Consider the following 16630-nt stretch of genomic DNA (forward strand, 5'->3'; position numbering starts at 1 on the left):
ACGCTCGATGATCACGACACATGTCCGGCGGCTGGCCGCACCGCTCGTAGCCGTCCTGGTCGGCGCCCTCCTCGTGGCGGCACCGGCGCCGGCGCAGGCCGCCGGAGGCCGCTACGCCGCCGACATCAGGCGCACCGAGTACGGCATCCCGCACATCCTGGCGAAAGACCACGGCGGTCTCGGCTACGGCTACGGCTACGCCTTCGCGCAGGACAATCTGTGCGTCATGGCCTCATGGGCGCTCACCTTACGCGGCGAGCGGTCGCGCTACTTCGGCGCGGAGGCGATGTCGGACGACGCCATCGATCCGATCTCCAATCTGGCCAGCGACGTGTACTACAAGAGCGTCCAGGCGTCGGGCGTGCTGCGCCGGGTGCTCGCCCGCCCCGCACCCCACGGCCCCAGCGCAGAGCTGCGCGCGCTCGTGGACGGCTACGTCGCCGGGTTCAACCGCTACCTGCGCGACACAGGCGTGGCCAGGCTGCCCGACCCGGCATGCCGGGGCAAGGAGTGGGTCGGCCCCATCACGGCCACGGACGTCTGGATGAACCTGCTCGACCTCGGCCGCTTGGCCGGCAGCTCCTCGTTCAAGGAGGCCATCGCCGCCTCGGGGCACGCGCAGGAGAACGAGAAAGAGTCGGACCAGCCGAAAAGGAAGGTCCCGCCGAAGACGGTGACCGCTCCTGGCAGCAACGCCTACGCCCTCGGGCACGAGGCCACCCGCGACGGCCACGGCATGCTGCTGGCCGACCCTCACTTTCCGTGGAACGGCAGCCGCCGCTTCTACCAGGTCCACCTGACCATCCCGGGCGTGTTCGACGTGTCTGGTGGGAGCCTGTACGGCACCCCCGTGGTCCAGATCGGCCACAACGCCAGCGTGGCCTGGACGCACACTGTCTCCCACGCCCAGCGCTTCACCCTGTACCAGCTCAAGCTGGTGCCGGGCCAGCGCACCACGTACCTGGTGGACGGCCGGCCCGAGCCGATGGGCCGACAGGAGGTGTCAGTCACCGTCCGGGACGCCCAGGGCGCGACCCGCGCCGTCACCACCACCCTGTACACCTCCCGGTACGGCCCGGTGCTGGCCTCCGGCTGGACGGAGGAGACGGCGATCGCCTTGGCCGACGTCAACGCCGCCAATCTGCGCTTCGCCGACGAGTGGCTGGCCATGGGCACCGCCCGCGACCTGGCCGCGCTGCGCCGCGCGCAGGACACCTACCAGGGCATGCCCTTCGTCTACACGCTCGCCGCGGACGCCGGCGGCGAGGCGTACTTCGCCGACGCCTCGGTAGTCCCGCACGTCACCGACGAGCAAGCGGAGCGCTGCCGCGCCAAGGACGACCCCGAGATGCTCATCCTGGACGGCTCCACGTCGGCCTGCCTGTGGGGCAAGGACGCGGACGCGCTCGAGCCGGGCATCTTCGGCCCCGCCGCCCAGCCCCGGCTGACCCGCACCGACTACGTGACCAACGCCAACGCCAGCCCCTGGCTGACCAACCCGAATGCCCCGCTAACCCAATATCCGCGCATCTACGGAGACACCCGCACGGAACGGGACCTGCGCACCCGGGTCGGCCTCGACATGATCGCCCAGCGGCTGTCCGGCGACGACGGGCTCGGGGCTCCCGGCTTCACACTGGAGACCCTCCAGCAGACGGCCACCGGCAAGCGCAACCTGGGCGCCGAGCTGCTCCGCCCGGATCTGCGCGCGCTGTGCCGGGCCAAGCCCGTGATGACGGCGAGCGACGGCGAGAAGGTCGACGTCCGCCGGGCCTGCGCCACGCTGGCGGCCTGGGACGGGCGGGCCCGCCTCAGCAGCCGTGGAGCGATCCTGTGGCGCGAGTTCTTCCTGGGCCTGAACGGCCCGCAGAGACGGCCCGACGGCGCGGTCGTCCCGCCGAAGAGCTGGTGGAAGGTGCCGTTCGACGTCGAGCACCCGCTCACCACGCCGCGCGGGCTCGACATCGCCAACCCGGCGGTGGCGACCGCGCTGGCCAACGCCGTGCAGGTCTTCACGGCCCACGACCTCCCGCTGACGCTCACGCCGGGGCAGGCCCAGCGGTACGGCGCCGTCCCGGTGCCGGGCTGCACCGAGGGGGAGGGCTGCTTCGACCGGATCCGCACCGGCGGCTCGCTCAGTAAGAAGGGCCGCTATCCGGACGTCAACACCGGCTCCAGCTTCCTGATGGCCGTGGAGCTGACGCCGACCGGGCCGCGTACCCGCACCGTGCTGACGTACTCGCTGTCGGCCAACTCGGCCTCGCCGCATCACGCTGACCAGACCGAGCTGTTCTCGCGCGGCCAGTGGGTGGCCGAGCGGTTCACGGAGGCCGAGATCAAGGCGTATCCGGGGCTGGCGACGAGGTCGCTGCGGTAGCGAACGCGCTCACCGGCATTCCCGGTGAGCGCGTTGCCGAGCGTCAGGCGGACGGGCGGCGGCGCAGCTCGAGAAAGCCGCCGACGACGCCTACGACGAGGGACCGCATTGCGAAGCAGCGACGCTACGGGATTACGAGGGTGAGGAACAGGAGGTTTGGCGGCTCATCGCACAGTGCTTAACGGGTCCGACCTCACGAGTACTCACATGCCGCTTGAACTGCAGCTCGTGCGGGGGACAGGTGCGGCCGGTCGGAGAGGGGTGGCGGCGATCGCCGTGCTCTGTCGTGCGGTGCGGACGCCGCCGGAGATGTACGCGATCCGCGGTGACGTCGAACGCGGCGGCGTTGTACGACGAATTGCATGTGCGGCTGTCCCCCGGGCGAGCTACGCGCGAGTGTCCACCGCACGGGGATGATTCCAGACCACCGGATCCCTAGCGTTTCTCGGCGTAGCGGCGGCGCCCCGTCGCGGAATCCTCCAAGTAAGGGAGTCGTCATGCGGTTGTTGAAACAGCTCGTGCCCGTCGCGGTGGTCGCCTTCGCCGGCGGCGCGATCGTGGGCGCGGTGAAGGAAAGCCCGCTCCTCACCCTGCTCCTCGGCGTCGCGACGGCCGTGCTCGCCGTACTCGTGTACGCCCGCGTGGTCCGGTGGTCCGAGCGCCGGGCACCGGCGGAGGTGGCGGCGCGAGGCGCCGCCCGCGCCATCGCGCGAGGGGCGCTGATCGGGGTCGCGTTGTTCGCGGCCGTCATCGTGAACATCGCTCTCGTGGGCGGTTACCGGATCGACGGCCCGGGCTCGCCGGCGGGCGCGGTCGGGCTGATCGGCTTCATGGCCGCCGCCGCGGTGACGGAGGAGCTGCTGTTTCGCGGCATCCTGTTCAGGATCGTCGAGGAACGCACCGGGACGTGGCCGGCGCTGGTGCTGACCGGCCTATTGTTCGGCCTGTCGCACCTGCTCAACCCGCACGCCGATCTGTGGGGCGCGATCGCCGTCGCGGTCGAGGCGGGCGGCATGCTCGCCGCCGCCTACGCCGCCACCCGCACCCTGTGGGTGCCGATCGGCGTGCACTTCGGCTGGAACTTCGCCGCAGCCGGCATCTTCGGGACCGAGGTCTCGGGCAACGGCGCGACGCAGGGGCTGCTGCACGGCGTGACGTCGGGCCCAGCCCTGCTCACGGGCGGCGAGTTCGGGCCGGAGGCGAGCCCATACGCGGTGGTGTTCGGCCTGCTGTTGACGGTCGTGTTCATGTGGCTGGCCCGCCGGCGCGGCAACGTGGTCCCGCTCCGGTGCGGCGCGACCGCTACGCTCGCCCAATGATCGATCTACGGCGGGTCACGGACCTGTGGCGGCGGTGCGACGTCGTGGTCCGGGACTTACCGTTCGGGCTGCTGCTGGCCGTCGCATCGCTCCTGCCGGCGCTCCACGGCAAGGGGACTCAGGTCGGCGACCTGCCGGCCCGGCCCTTCGACGCGCTGGCGTTCGTGGTGATCGCCCTGGAGTGCCTTCCGCTCGCCGTCCGCCGGCGGTGGCCGGCCGTGTGCCTGGCTCTGGTGTCGCTCGGCTTCGTTCTCGACCAGCTCCGCGCCTACCACGTGTTCGCGAGCAACGCGATGCCCATCGCGCTCATCAGCGCGGGCGCCCACCTGGAGCGCCATCGGCGCGTCACCGTGGTCCTCCTCTCCATGGCGTACGTGCCGCTCGCGCTCGCGCTCGACCGACTCGGCGCGAGCGAGAGGGTGGAAGGGTACGTGGTGTTCTACCTGGCTCTGGCCCTTGCATGGGGCATCGGGGCCTGGCTGCGCTCCTCCCGCGCCGCCGATGCGGAACGCCGCCGCCACGTCGCCGAGGCCACCCGCGCCGCCGAACGCACCCGGATCGCTCGCGAACTCCACGACGTCGTGACGCACCACGTGACGGCGATGGTCGTGCAGGCCGAGGCGGCACGCTACCTCACCGCCGCGCCCGACCGCCTCGACGCGACACTGAGCGCCGTCACCGACACCGGCCGGCGGGCCATCAGCGACCTGCGGCACATGCTCGACCTGCTCAAAGCCGATCACGATACCGACGTCAGCATGCCGTCCGCCGGCGACCTGGGCACGCTCGTGGAGCAAACCCGCCAGGCCGGGCAGCCGGTGGAGTTCACCGAGGAGGGCGACCCCGGGGAATCGGCGGGCAGCGCCGAGTTCGTGACCTATCGGGTCGTCCAGGAGGCCCTGACGAACGCCCTCAAATACGCCCACGGCAGCCCCACCGCGGTCTGGGTGCGCTACGGCGAGAAGGAGATCAGTGTGGCGGTCAGCACCGACGGCCCCGGCTCCAGGGCCGCCTCCCCCGGCGGAAGCGGGCGGGGCCTGGCCGGGCTGCGCGAGCGGGTGGACGCTCTGGGCGGCGAGTTCAGCGCGGACCGGCAGGCGGGCGGCGGCTTCGTGGTACGGGCCCGCATACCTGCGGGGAGCCGGTCATGACCGCGCCGGTCCGGGTCCTGGTCTGCGACGACCAGGCGCTGATCCGCACCGGCTTCGCGACGATCATCGACGCGCAGCCCGACCTGGAGGTGGTGGGCGAGTGCGGCGACGGCCGCGCCGCGGTCGAGCTCGCCCGCCGGCTGAGCCCCGACATCGTCGTCATGGACGTGCGGATGCCGGTGCTTGACGGCATCGAGGCGACCCGCCTGCTGGCCGGCGCCGGGGTCGAGAATCCGGTCAAGGTGCTCGTGGTGACCACGTTCAACCTGGACGAGTACGTCTACGAGGCGCTGCGCGCCGGGGCGAGCGGGTTCCTCCTCAAGGACGCCCCGCCGGCGCAGCTCCTGCAGGGCATCCGCACCGTCGCGGCGGGCGCCGCGCTGCTGGCGCCTGAGGTGACGCGGCAGCTCGTCGGCAGGTACGCGTCCCGGATCCGCCCGGCCCGGGACACGCCCGACGAGACCGCGCTGACCCCGCGCGAGCTGGAGGTGCTGCGCCTGATCGCCGACGGCCGGTCCAACAGCGAGATCGCCGCCACGCTGGTGATCAGCCAGGAGACCGTCAAGACGTACGTGTCGCGCATCCTGACCAAGCTCGACCTGCGTGACCGCGTGCAGGCGGTGGTCTACGCCTACCGCAGGGGCCTGGTGACCTGAGGCACACCGCCCGGAAACCTCGATGGGGCGAACGCCGCAGACGTCAGGAACTGTCCGTGGCCCTGTTCGACCATCAGCGCGCGGCCGTCGGCCCCGGTGCGGCGCGTGTACGCGGCGAGCGGGCCGAGACGATGTCGAGCAGGCTGACGAGCCGATCGAGCTGTTCCGGGTCCAGGCGGCCGGTCGCGGGCGCCAGGGCACGCCGGATGTCGTCCTCCACACGTTTGGCGAGTTCGAGCCCGGCCGGGGTCATGTACACCTCGACGACCCGGCCGTCTTCGGGGTTCTTGCCGCGTGTCAGCAGCCCCCGGCGCTGGGCGCGGTCGATGAGGCCGGACATCGTGGACTTGTCCAGGCCGAGGTAGGCGGCCAGTTCGGTGATGCGGACGCGGCGGTCGCGGAGGATGCCGAGCACTCGTAGCTGGGTGAGCGACAAATCGTGCTCACCACCGATGCGGGTCAGCACGCCTGCCACCTCGAAGGTGGCCCGGACGAGGGCATCCACGACATCGTCGGCGGAGCTCATGCCGTCATGCTAGTCCGGCATGGTTGGCAATACCAACCATGCCGGAGCGAGGAAGGCAGACACCGCCGCCCGGGACGCCTCGCGAACCCGATCCCGCGCCAGGCGATCGACGGATGCGTCATCGATCACGCCGACTCTTGTTGACATGGTTTGTATTACCAACCATCATGGAGATAGTTGGTAATACAAATCATTTTCTGGAGGTCACCATGCACGCTGCCGTCATCCCAGCAGCCGACGCCCCGCCGGTCTATCGCGACCACCCCGACCCCGCGGAACGCCACCGCGACGAGCTGCTCGTCGAGGTCCTCGCGGCCGGCCTGCACCATCTGACCAAGGCCAAGGCGAACGGCTCGCACTACTCCAGCAACGGCACGTACCCGCTGATCCCCGGCGTCGACGGCGTGGTACGCGACCAGGAGGGCAACGTCCGCTACGTGGCCCTGGACGACACAACTCTGGGCACGTTCGCCGAGCGCACCCTCATCGACCCTCGCCGCAGCGTGATCCTGCCCGACGGCATCGACCCCGTACGGATCGCCGCTGCGATGAACCCGGCCATGTCGTCCTGGGTCGCGTTGCGCCGACGCGTCGACTTCCACGCTGGCCAGCGCGTCCTCGTCCTCGGCGCCACCGGCAACGCCGGACGGATGGCGGTCCAGATCGCCAAGCTGCTCGGCGCCGACCAGGTCATCGCCGCCGCCCGCGACACCACCCGCCTGAAGGCGCTGACCGCCCTCGGCGCCGACGAGACGATCACCTTCGACCAGATCGGCCACGCAGCCGACGTCGACGTGGTCATCGACTACGTGTGGGGTGAACCCGCCGCCGGCGCCATGATTCCTATGTTCACCGCCCGCGCCGACCGCACCGCCCCGCTGACCTGGATCCAGATCGGATCCATCGTCGGCCCAACCGCGCCTATCCCCTCCGCGGCCCTGCGCTCCGCCCGCCTCCAGATCGTCGGCAGCGGCATCGGCTCGGTCCCCGCCCGCGACTTCCTCGCCGAACTGCCGGAACTGGCCTCAGCGGTGACCGCGGGCGCGATCGACGTACGGGCGCGCGCCGTACCCCTCGCCCAGGTCGCGCAGGCGTGGACCGCCGAGACCGACGACCGCATCGTCCTCGTCCCCTAGCCGTGTCACATCCGAGGAGGAAGCCATGACTGCGCTGAGCAGCAGCAGGAAACGGGCCCTGGTCGTGGGGCTCGGCGTCAGCGGCATCGCCACGGCGATCGCCCTTCGGGGCATCGGCTGGGATCCGGTGATCGTGGAGAGAGCGCCGGGCCGTCGATCGGATGGTTACTTCGTCGTGTTGTTCGGCGCCGGTCGGGCTGCGGCGCGGCGACTCGGCATTCTCGACGCCATCCCCGACCGGTCGCCGCCCAGCAGCGTCACCTACACGGTGGATCGCGCTGGCGTCCGCAAACCCGGTCTGGGGTTCGGGGATCTGCCGGCCTCGCCTCGCATGATGCTGCGCGGTGACGTGGAACGTGCCGCCTTCGCCGCGCTCCCGCACGACGTGGAGATCCGCTACGCGACGACCCCCACCCGCATCGAGCAGAATGCCTCCGGCGTCGAGGTGACGCTCCAACACGACGGTGGATCCGTGACCGAGCGATACGACCTCGTCGTGGGCGCCGACGGGCTGCGGTCCACGGTCCGGCGTCTCGTCTTCGGCCCGCACGACAGGTATCTGCATCGGCTCGGCTACATGATCGCGGCGACGACGCTGCCGGGCCCGGTCGGCGGCCTCTCCTCGCACGAGGGGGCGAGTCTCCTCGAGCCCGGCCGGGCCATGTGGGTCTTTCCGTTCGCCGACCACCCGCCCACCGTGCTCTTCTCGTACCGCACCGACGACGTCGACGCCGAGTTCGCCGGCCGGCCCGCCGAACGGGTCCGCGCCGCGTACGGACCTCAGCCCACGGGCCGCCTGCTCGGCGAGGCGCTCGACGCGCTCGACGCCGCCGACGCGTTCCTGTTCGACTCGGTGGAGCAACCCCGCATGGACGCCTGGTCGCACGGCCGGGTCGTGCTGGTCGGCGACTCCGCGTGGTGCCCCAGCCTGTACGCCGCCATGGGGATCTCCGCCGCGCTCGCCGGAGCCGACCTGCTCGGCAGCATGCTGCACCATAACCCCGGCGACATCCGCGGCGCCCTGCGCGCCTGGGAGGCACAGCTCCGCCCGCACATGACCTACTACCAGGCCAACGGCCTCGACCAGCGGTATTTCGTCACCCCCGGCAACCAGCGGCAGATCACCCTCCGGCCGGTCATGGCGCGCAGCCTCCGGCTCCCGGTGATCGGCAACGCCTTGCGCTCCCTGCGAAGCAACACCAAGTCCATCCGAGAACGGGAACTGGACATCGCCCACGCCGGCTGACGACCACAAGCTCCGCATACACGCACTCAGACGGTGATGCCCGCCCGGACATCGTTCGCGAGTTTGCGCTCGTGGCCATGGGTAGCACCGTTCCAACCGAAAGCAGATCACCGCCTGCGGCTGGGACCCGGCAGCCTGCTATGACACCACAGGACCGCAGCGAAGTCGCCGACCGGGTGTGACCGTATGTCCGGCAGCCTGTCCGGTGCCAGAAACTGGCAATGAGGGTCGGACCTGGTCTTCTAGGCTCGGCATTCGTGCTGTTTCGCCTTGTCTATCTGCTGGTGGGTCGGATGTCCGGCTGGTTGGTGCTGCTCACTCGGGGCGGCGCCTCCAAGGAGGTGGAGATCTTGGTGTTGCGGCATGAGGTCGCGGTGCTGCGTCGCCAGGTCGCCCGGCCCAGGCCGGGCTGGGCCGATCGGGCGCTGTTGGCCGCGCTGGCCAGGCTGTTACCCGCTCGCCTCCGGCTGTATCGCATCGTGACGCCCGGCACGCTGCTCGCCTGGCACCGGCGGCTGGTCAAGAAGAAGTGGAGCTTCCCCGCCAAGCACGGCCGGCCGCCAATCTCTGAGGAGATCCGCGATCTGATCGTCCGGTTGGCGGGGGAGAATCCACGGTGGGGGCATCGGCGCATCCGGGGCGGGCTACTCGGTCTTGGGTACCGGGTGGGGGAGGGGACGGTCCGCCGGGTGTTGGCGGCGGCGGGGCTTGGGCCCGCGCCGCGCCGGGCTTCACCGACGTGGCGTCAGTTCCTCATCTCTCAAGCCTCCGGCATGCTGGCGTGCGACTTTCTCCACATCGAGACGGTGTTCCTCAAACGCCTGTACGTGCTGTTCGTCATGGAGATCGAAACGCGGCGGGTGCATATCCTCGGTTCACGGCTCATCCGACCGGTGCCTGGACGGCGCAGCAGGCGCGCAACCTGCTGATGGACCTGGACGAGCGAGCCGACGGGTTCCGGTTCCTGATCCGGGACAGGGATGGCAAGTTCGGTAGGGGTTTTGACGAGGTGCTCGCCGGCGCGGACGTGCACCGTCCTCAAGACCGCCGCTGCGGACGCCTCAGCGGTGAATGCCGCAACCCGGAGCGCCCAGTCTTCCGGTTGAGCTGCATGTTCGGACTTCTTGAAGCGGCAGCTGACGCAGATCGGGGCGCCGCGCCCGAAACAGTCAGGGCGGTCGGTGCGGCGGCGATCCTCCAGGAGGCCTGTCCGGCTCGAAAGCACCGTTTCGGGCTCTGAGCTGGGCCGCGGTGGGGTCACGCCAAGTTACTCGCGGGTGCCGCCAAAGGCTGTCCGCAGGTTCCTCAACCCCGACCCTGGCGACGCGTACCGTCCGACTCTCGCGGTGAACACGCACGGGGCAGGGTCGCCACCTCCTGGCGGGTGATTTTGGAAAAACTCGGACGATTCAGGACGCTGCCACTATGGTCGCCCGCTATGACGATCATGCACCTGCCCAATCTGTCGTCGGTCACCCCGCACGAGTACCTGGCGGCACTGCGCGACGTGGACTGGCCGGCGTTCGTGCCGACCCGCGACCTCCCGCCCCTCCGCGCCGCGCTGGCCGGGCTGGAGCAGATCCACGGCGTCACGGAGGCGCACTGGTTCGCGACCGAGCGGATCAGGGAGCTCGGTGCGCTCCTGCGGCACCCCGACGGCCATCCATACGACCTCATCGGACACGCCCTGAGCCCGTGCGGGCGCTACCTCGCGGTCGGGAGCTGGTGCGGGGACGACTACGAGCGTGGCGGCGTGCTGCAGATCTGGGAACTGGCCGGCGCGCGGTGCGTCAATGTGCTGGACGGGATATCGGGCGGTGTGGGCTGGCCCGACTACCCCCGCAGGATCCAGTGGTCGGCCGACGGGCGGCGGATCGGCCTAGCCTACGACACCAACGGCGTGGGGGTGTGGGATCCGTTCGGGCACGAGCCGGAGCCGATCGCCGCGGCGTACGTGACCGACGGGTACTCGCGCCCGCCCGTCTTCGCCCTCGGGCCCGACGGCAGCCGCGCCTACGTCGTGGCGGGCTACCCGGAGGACGGGCGGGCGCAGGGCTACGCCGTACCGCTGGCGGAGGGAGAGGTGTACGAGGATGACGCGCAGGAGCTGTCCGAACCGGTGCCGGACCAGGTCAGAGCACTGCTGAAGGACGAGAACCTCAGCTTCGACCGGGTCTTCTGGTCGCGCGACGGACGGCGGCTCTACGGCCACACGTACGGCTGGGCCTGCGCCCTGGACGCGGTCAGCGGACGGGTGCTGTGGTTCGCCGAGGCGGGCAGGCGCGTGGATGCCCCGGCCTGGAGCAGGGACGAGCGGTACTTCGCCCATCAGTCGCGCGGGCGGCTGCTGGTCGGCGATGCCCTGACGGGGCAGACGGTGGCGACGCTGCCGGAACATCCAGGCGCTTCCGAGCTGTCCTGGGGCGCGCACGGCGCCGCTCCACGGCTGGCGGTCGTGGTGCCGGATGGGAACGACGCAAACGCCCGTCCCCATGTCACCGTTTACGACAACGGGCGGCACCGCTACGACCTCGACCTGGCGCTGCAGGAGGCCCACCGCGAGGACGAGGACGGCACCGCCTGGGCGTGGTCGCCGGACGGGCTGCATGCGGCTGCGCTGACCGCTGATGGCGAGGTCGAGATCTGGAGCCTGGGCGACGTCCCCGGCCGGGTGGGGACCGTCGAAGCGACCGCGGACGCGCGCGGCGTGGTGTGGGGCGCCGACGGCATCGTCGTCATCGTGGGCGGGACCACCTTGCGCTTCTTCCTGGCGGCCACCGGCCAGGTCATCGGCGACTTCGCCTTCCTGCGCACGCCACCTGAACCGCGCCCGCTGGAGCTCGACGGGGACGACGCGGGCGAGAGGCTGCGCGAGGAGGGGGAGGCGAGTGTCGACCCGACGTTCGCGCTCGACGACGCGACATGGGCCGTGGCCTTCGAGCAGGGGCCGGTCATCGCGCCGCGCGGCCGTGAGCAGGACCTCGACGGTGTCCTGGCCTGGACGGTCGAGCGCCGTTTCGGCTGGCCGGTGCGCTGGGGCGCGCTCGACGTCCTGCCCGATGCCGCCACCGTGGCCGAGCGGGTCGGCCCGCCGCTGGAGGAGTACCTGGAGGCGTTCCGCGGCCGCACTGAGCCGGCGCCGGCCGGGACCTGGCCTCCGCCCGACACGGCGACCCTGGACGACCTGTTCGCGCTCGTGATCGACGCGGTGGAGCCGCTGCACGAGGGCTGGGACCATCACGTGAGCGAGGGCCTGCGGCACGCGGCCAGGCTGCGGGCGCGCCGGGGCGAGCCGGACGGGGCGCGGGCGCTGCTCGACGGGATCCCGGAACCGGCCCAGCGGGTGCGGGGCCTCGCCGACGTCGCGATGATCCTGGCAGCCGCCGGACGGCGTGAGGACGCGCGGCCGTTCTTCGACGGCGTCGAGTCCCAAGCCGAGGCCGTGATCGACGAATACAACGCCGCGTTCGTGGCCTCCTCGGTGGCCGGCGCGCACGCCGCGCTGGGGGACGCCGCCCGCGCCCACGCGTGGTTCGATCGGGCGCGGGCGGCGATCGAGCCCGAGACCAACCCGGGCGAGCACCGCCTGGCGGTCGCCTGGGCGCTGATCGAGTGCGGCCGCGAGGACGAAGCCCTCGCCCTGCTGCGGCAGAGCAAGGAGAACCCCTCGACCTTCTACAGCGGGCCGCTGCTGGCCTACCTCATCCGCACCGGACGCGACCGCCTGGCCGGCCAGCTCATCCCCATGCGGGCTCTGCACGCCGAGGAGTGGCAGGCGCAGGGCTGGTTCGACGGCTGGGACGCGGTCGAGCTGTTCGTCGCGGCGGGCCGTCCGGACCTGCTGAGCGCATGGGCGCAGATCTACGGTGGCGGGTACGCCTACGAGGAGCATCTCGCCCAGGCAGGCACGAACGCCCGGCTCGACCCCGCGCGCGCCCGGCCGGACCAGGTGGAGCTGGCCGCGCTCGCCGAGGCCCATGCCACGCTAATGAAGACACCGCGGACGCAGCGCGAGCACCCGACCGGGCAGCTCGTCCTTCAAGCGGCCCGTTGCGGCCACCTCGGAGCCGCGGTGGAGCTGATCCGAAGCCTGCCCGGCAACGACTTCAACGGCCGGCCGGGTCACGCCTTCCGCGCACTCTGGACCGCCGCCACCGGGTTCGAGGTCGAGTCCTGGTGACGCCCAGCTGTATCGACCACGAGCGGCGTTGCCCCAGTTGATCTCGTCGCCGAAGCGGCCGCTGGAGCCGCAGTCGTAGACGGGCGTCGTCAGGGCCACGTTCTTCCACGAGATGGCGCAGGTCGTTTTCGATGCGCGGCAAGGCCCACGGCCTGGACGCCAACGACGAGGCCGTCCGAGCTGTCACCGCCACCGGCGCGGTGCTGTGGGAGCACCGCGGTCACCGATGGCACCCCCGGAAGGAGAACCGCTCCTCATGCCGGGTCAGCGACGACGGCCGGCACGTCTGGGCGATGCTGCCAGGCCCGCCGAGCTCGGGGGTGTGGCGTGACGACGGCGAATTCGACGGCACCCCCTACCAGGGCGACGAGTGGCTCGGGCTGGCGGCCGACAGCGGACGGGTCGTCGCGCGGGAGACCCTGGGCTGCGCCGCCGTCGGCGGCCAGCACCTGCCACACGCCGACGGGCGGCACATGGGCCTGGCCGTGGGGGAGGGCCAGGACGGCCTGCACGTGTACTGGGGCCGGCTGGAGGAGGACGGCCTGCGCGTGTGGAAGCACGAGGACGACTACCGCATCCTGCTCGACGTCCATCCCACCGGGCTGTCCTATCTCAGCTACGCCCCGCCGGACGAGATCGCCTGGCACTCCTTTCCGCGGGCTCATCATGCGCAGGCTCCTCGCCGCTGATGCATGGCGTCCGGCCTCGGGCGAGGCCTTCTGGGACGGAGGCGGCTACGTTGACGCCGACACCGTGATCGCCACCGCGACGCTCTACACCGAAACGCCGCAGGACGCCAGGCACGTCCTGATCGACGCTCTCAGCGGGGAGGTGCGCTACCCGATGCCCGCGCACGAATCTGCATACCCGCTCGGGGACGGCACCTGGCTCACCGCCGAAGGCGTTACCCTCTTCCGCTGGACGCACAGGTGAACCGATCGGCGCGCCGCGTGCCGGTCCACAAGCCCGGCGGCAGGATCAGACGGCGGGCGGCGCGAGGTTGAGCGCCCGTGCCACCCGTTCGAGCACGTCGTCCCAGGGGCGGGCGGGAACGACCGGCACTCCAGCCGCTTCGGCCTGCGACGCCAGCCAGTCGCCGTACAGGCGGCTCACCACGGCCCGCCCGTGCTGCGCCCCTGCCGAGGGTTCGCGACGCCGGTAGTTCTCGGCGATCTGCTCCTCGTCGCCCTCGTGCAGGAAGACCGCGCGCACGCCGTCCAGCTCCGCGGCCGTGGACGGCAACAGGTAGTCGCCCTCGACGACCACCGGCGTCATGGTCTCGAGATGGTTGGCGACCACCGCCCGCACCGCGGGGACGAGCGCCCGCGCCACGGAGATCTGCATCTCCACGATCCGCTCGTGAGGCAGGTGGACGGCCTCGGGGTTGGCCCGCCAATAGTGCAGCGCGGGCAGCTGCTCCGGCGTGGTCATGGCCTGCAGCGCCTCGACGATGTCGTCGATCTCGACGATAGGTGAGGCCAGGCGGCGCGCCAGGGGATAGGACACCTGGCTCTTGCCGGTCCCCGAAGCGCCGCCGAGCAGGATGATGGGGGCGTCGTTCACCCGTGGACCCTATCCGAGGACCTCAGCCGGCCGGTCCTGACCGGCAGGCGAAGACGACCGGCCGCGAATCCGTATGCTCGACATTTTCTCGATCAAGGCCGTACGCGGACCACAGGGCCTTTACGTGTCATGCCAGGAATAGAGCAGTACTACTGCCTGATGTCGGCGCTGGTCAACGGCAACTCGCTGGTGTGGCGCACCGCTTCTCCGCGTTGGGCCGGCCCGCCCAGGCTCGACGGCACAGGGCGATGCTGGCCAGCCTGCTCGCCGCGCCCACCCGGATGATCTCGCGCGGTCCGCGGGCGACGACGCGGACAACCACCTGCGCGCGACACTGTTCGCTCAGAACCTTGCTGAGGAGCAGCTGACCTCCTTCGAGGAGCGCTTCGGCAGGACCTAGCTAGTGATCATGAAATGTGGGGGAAGATCATCCCGGGGGGTGCCCGAGGTATCGGGAGGGTCGAGTTCGCGCGTCTCCGTCGATCTCAGCGCGTCGTCCGAACCCCCCGATCAGGGGAGAAACCGCGCGTACCGATACGAAACCCAGACTGATCATGAGGGTACACGGTTGTCAAGCCCTGGCAAGTCCCGCCAGCGGAAACGCAAGCCAGGCGCGCCGGCCGAGCTTCGACACGCCGCCACAACGCGATCGCGCGCTTCACATCCGGCTTTCGTGTCAAGTCACGAATTCTCGTGACAAGACCTGACACCTCTGGCGTGCTCTTCTGGACATGGCCTTCCTGAGGAAGGGCTCACAGCAGCCGCCACCACACAACAGGAATCTATATGTCCACATCCGAGAGTCACCTGCCGACCGACAAAGGTCGAATGCTCACCGTCGTCGTACTCGCCCTCGTGCTGGCCTCCGGTGTGGCGGCCGCGATGGTAGTGGCGGCCGACGCCGCCAACGCCAAATCTCAGCCTCACGGAGCCATCGCCTTGACCGGGAGAAACCACAACGAGACCGTGCTGATCCGCAGTTGACCACTGCCCGCGGGCGGGAGCGCTACCGTCCCGCCCGCCTCTACTTCACAAGACCGTGTGCGTACCGGAGCTGGAATGTATGTGAACGTCAAGAGTTCAATGATCGCAGCAGCCATCGGGCTCAGCGCCACACTTAGCTTCCAAGGGACCGACTGCCCGGCCATCAATGCAGGGCAAGAGCTCCAGCCCGCAGGTAGAAACAGGTGTTACCGGAACTGCATCGATCACTACGAACCGCTCAAAACCGGTTGCTTCAAGCTAAAGAACTGGGTCCAATGCCTGTGGCACTTCACTCAACAGGAGGAGAAGTGCAAGGCGTCCTGCAGGAAGAAATTCCCTTCAGGCACAAGGCCGAGCGACGGACAAAATCCTGCCGCCAGCTCGACCGTCGGGGGAGGAGCTCCCGAGTCGATCAGCGCGGCACTGGCGAGACGGACGCAGACTGCTTGACCTTTCCCGCTTTAGCGCTGAGGCACTGCCGCGGTTTCGGCCTCGTCGCTGAACTCGGCCTCGCCGCGTGCGAACAACGCGCCTCGTAGGCCGGTGAGTCGTCCAGCATGGCGACCGCCCGGTTGTACCGCATCGTGGTGCGCGGGTCGGCGTGGCCCAGGAAGTCCTGCACCTTGTGCAGCGACCAGCCGCCCGGCCCAAGCATGTAGGTGGCGACGCCGGCCGGCAGGAAGCCGCGCAAGTTCTGCGACAACAACAACCTGTGCAAGAACGCCTACTACCGGAACAGGGAACGCACCGAACGCGAGGCGGTGACCACCGCGGTGACCGCCACCGGCGCGGTGCTCGCCGAGGCCCGCCCGCTGCTGGACGGCCTGCAGGCCCTCGTCGCCCGCTTCGCCGACGGCGTGCAGATCGTCGAGACCGGCGCCCTGCAGCGCATCGCCACGCTGACCGCCGAGGCCACCGACGAGCGCGCCGACGCCCTGGACGCCCGTCCGGCCGCTCACGAGGCCGAGCAGGCCCGGCGGGCGGCCGAGCGCACCACGCGCGAGGCGCAGCAGGCCCAGCGGCAGGCTGAGGAGCGGGAGGATCGCGCCCGCGCCGACGCCGAGCGCATCCAACGCGAGACCGAGACCCGCGTGGTGGTGGCCGCCGAACGCCGCCAGGCCGCCGCTGAAACCGCCCGTCAGGCCGCCGAAGACGTCCGCGACCGCCAGGCCGACGAGCTGCGCACCCTGCGGCGCCAGCTCGCCGATCAAGTTGAGCGTGCCGAGGCCCAGGCCACCGCGCTGGGCGAGACGCAGGCCCGACTCGGCGAGGCCGAGACGAAGCTGGCTGCCGAACGCGCCGAGGCCCGCCGCCTGTCCGACCAGCTGACCGGCTCCCGCCAGCGCCTGGCCGAGGCCGCCGAGCAGATCGGCGAGCTGAAGGCGGCCGTGGCCGAGGCGCGCGCCGAGTCAGCCGGCGTACGCGAGGAGCTCACCGCCGAACGCCACCGCCACGAGCGCGACGTGGGGCGGCTGCGCGAGGACCTGACCCG

The 16630-nt window shown here is 70.8% G+C and carries 14 protein-coding genes and 1 pseudogene; 13 read left to right on the forward strand and 2 right to left on the reverse strand.

Annotation, left to right across the window (positions count from 1 at the left end; translation table 11 throughout):
- Window positions 1-7: 7 nt before the first annotated feature.
- From AC3EO4_RS46985 to AC3EO4_RS47000, 4 genes are all read left to right on the forward strand, one after another.
- Window positions 8-2377: a penicillin acylase family protein gene (locus AC3EO4_RS46985; protein ID WP_431902522.1), complete on the forward strand. Its 2370-nt coding sequence runs from the start codon at window positions 8-10 to the stop codon at window positions 2375-2377.
- 497 nt (window positions 2378-2874) lie between these two features.
- Window positions 2875-3696 (forward strand): CPBP family intramembrane glutamic endopeptidase, encoded by an 822-nt coding sequence (locus tag AC3EO4_RS46990; RefSeq protein ID WP_431902524.1) that lies wholly within the window; start codon window positions 2875-2877, stop codon window positions 3694-3696.
- Window positions 3693-4847, forward strand: a complete 1155-nt coding sequence (locus AC3EO4_RS46995; RefSeq protein WP_431902526.1) for a sensor histidine kinase — start codon at window positions 3693-3695, stop codon at window positions 4845-4847. Before AC3EO4_RS46990 ends, AC3EO4_RS46995 begins: the two co-directional genes overlap by 4 nt.
- Window positions 4844-5503 (forward strand): response regulator, encoded by a 660-nt coding sequence (locus tag AC3EO4_RS47000; RefSeq protein WP_431902527.1) that lies wholly within the window; start codon window positions 4844-4846, stop codon window positions 5501-5503. Before AC3EO4_RS46995 ends, AC3EO4_RS47000 begins: the two co-directional genes overlap by 4 nt.
- 73 nt (window positions 5504-5576) lie before the next feature.
- Here AC3EO4_RS47000 and AC3EO4_RS47005 read toward each other — a convergent pair whose 3' ends face one another.
- A complete protein-coding gene (locus AC3EO4_RS47005; RefSeq protein WP_379574607.1) occupies window positions 5577-6029 on the reverse strand; it encodes a MarR family winged helix-turn-helix transcriptional regulator in 453 nt (150 codons plus the stop codon).
- 209 nt (window positions 6030-6238) lie between these two features.
- Between AC3EO4_RS47005 and AC3EO4_RS47010 the strand changes: the two genes are divergently transcribed.
- The 7 genes from AC3EO4_RS47010 to AC3EO4_RS47040 all read left to right on the forward strand — a co-directional run bounded on the left by AC3EO4_RS47010 (window position 6239) and on the right by AC3EO4_RS47040 (window position 13524).
- Window positions 6239-7165: a quinone oxidoreductase family protein gene (locus AC3EO4_RS47010; protein ID WP_431902529.1), complete on the forward strand. Its 927-nt coding sequence runs from the start codon at window positions 6239-6241 to the stop codon at window positions 7163-7165.
- Window positions 7166-7190: 25 nt separating this feature from the next.
- Window positions 7191-8411, forward strand: coding sequence for an FAD-dependent monooxygenase (locus AC3EO4_RS47015; RefSeq protein ID WP_431902530.1), 1221 nt, complete (start codon window positions 7191-7193; stop codon window positions 8409-8411).
- Window positions 8412-8668: 257 nt separating this feature from the next.
- On the forward strand, window positions 8669-9340 hold the full coding sequence (locus AC3EO4_RS47020; protein WP_431902531.1) for a hypothetical protein: 672 nt from the start codon (window positions 8669-8671) through the stop codon (window positions 9338-9340).
- A complete protein-coding gene (locus tag AC3EO4_RS47025) occupies window positions 9340-9651 on the forward strand; it encodes a hypothetical protein (protein WP_431902533.1) in 312 nt (103 codons plus the stop codon). The genes AC3EO4_RS47020 and AC3EO4_RS47025 overlap by 1 nt, the downstream gene beginning before the upstream one ends.
- A gap of 198 nt (window positions 9652-9849) precedes the next feature.
- Entirely contained in the window at window positions 9850-12591 is a 2742-nt protein-coding gene (locus tag AC3EO4_RS47030; protein ID WP_431902534.1) for a hypothetical protein, read from the forward strand.
- A 131-nt stretch (window positions 12592-12722) separates the two neighbouring features.
- A complete protein-coding gene (locus AC3EO4_RS47035; protein ID WP_379574613.1) occupies window positions 12723-13280 on the forward strand; it encodes a hypothetical protein in 558 nt (185 codons plus the stop codon).
- Complete coding sequence (locus AC3EO4_RS47040) at window positions 13258-13524, forward strand: hypothetical protein (RefSeq protein WP_379574614.1); 267 nt, start codon at window positions 13258-13260, stop codon at window positions 13522-13524. The genes AC3EO4_RS47035 and AC3EO4_RS47040 overlap by 23 nt, the downstream gene beginning before the upstream one ends.
- Before the next feature lie 45 nt (window positions 13525-13569).
- On the opposite strand, the gene AC3EO4_RS47045 is transcribed toward AC3EO4_RS47040, so the two are convergent.
- A complete protein-coding gene (locus tag AC3EO4_RS47045; RefSeq protein ID WP_431902537.1) occupies window positions 13570-14154 on the reverse strand; it encodes a hypothetical protein in 585 nt (194 codons plus the stop codon).
- Window positions 14155-14982: 828 nt separating this feature from the next.
- Here AC3EO4_RS47045 and AC3EO4_RS47050 point away from each other — a divergent pair.
- Both AC3EO4_RS47050 and AC3EO4_RS47055 read left to right on the forward strand, forming a co-directional pair.
- Window positions 14983-15138: a hypothetical protein gene (locus tag AC3EO4_RS47050; protein ID WP_431902538.1), complete on the forward strand. Its 156-nt coding sequence runs from the start codon at window positions 14983-14985 to the stop codon at window positions 15136-15138.
- A 659-nt stretch (window positions 15139-15797) separates the two neighbouring features.
- A pseudogene (locus AC3EO4_RS47055) lies at window positions 15798-16630 on the forward strand (hypothetical protein); the annotation flags it as partial.

The sequence above is a fragment of the Nonomuraea sp. bgisy101 genome, from assembly GCF_057708945.1.